The organism is Enterobacter sp. WCHEn090032, assembly GCF_003986875.1.
Classification (GTDB): domain Bacteria; phylum Pseudomonadota; class Gammaproteobacteria; order Enterobacterales; family Enterobacteriaceae; genus Enterobacter; species Enterobacter sichuanensis.
This window is the reverse complement of record NZ_RXRN01000067.1, coordinates 1-409: the sequence shown is the minus strand read 5'-3', so window position 1 is coordinate 409 and position 409 is coordinate 1. Positions and strand designations below refer to the sequence as shown.

At 51.6% G+C, this 409-nt stretch carries 1 rRNA gene; it reads left to right on the top strand.

The annotated features are described in order from the left end of the window. Positions 1 to 62 precede the first annotated feature (62 nt). Positions 63 to 409, top strand: a 23S ribosomal RNA gene (locus EKN83_RS23245); the annotation flags it as partial.

Below are 409 nucleotides of genomic sequence, written 5' to 3'. Positions count from 1 at the left end.
GTTATGTGTGTTCGAGTCTCTCAAATTTTCGCAATCAGAAGTGAAACATCTTCGGGTTGTGAGGTTAAGCGACTAAGCGTACACGGTGGATGCCCTGGCAGTCAGAGGCGATGAAGGACGTGCTAATCTGCGAAAAGCGCCGGCGAGGTGATATGAACCTTTGACCCGGCGATGTCCGAATGGGGAAACCCAGTGTGTTCCGACACACTATCGTTAACTGAATACATAGGTTAACGAGGCGAACCGGGGGAACTGAAACATCTAAGTACCCCGAGGAAAAGAAATCAACCGAGATTCCCCCAGTAGCGGCGAGCGAACGGGGAGCAGCCCAGAGTCTGAATCAGCTTGTGTGTTAGTGGAACGGTCTGGAAAGTCCGACGGTACAGGGTGATAGTCCCGTACACGAAAA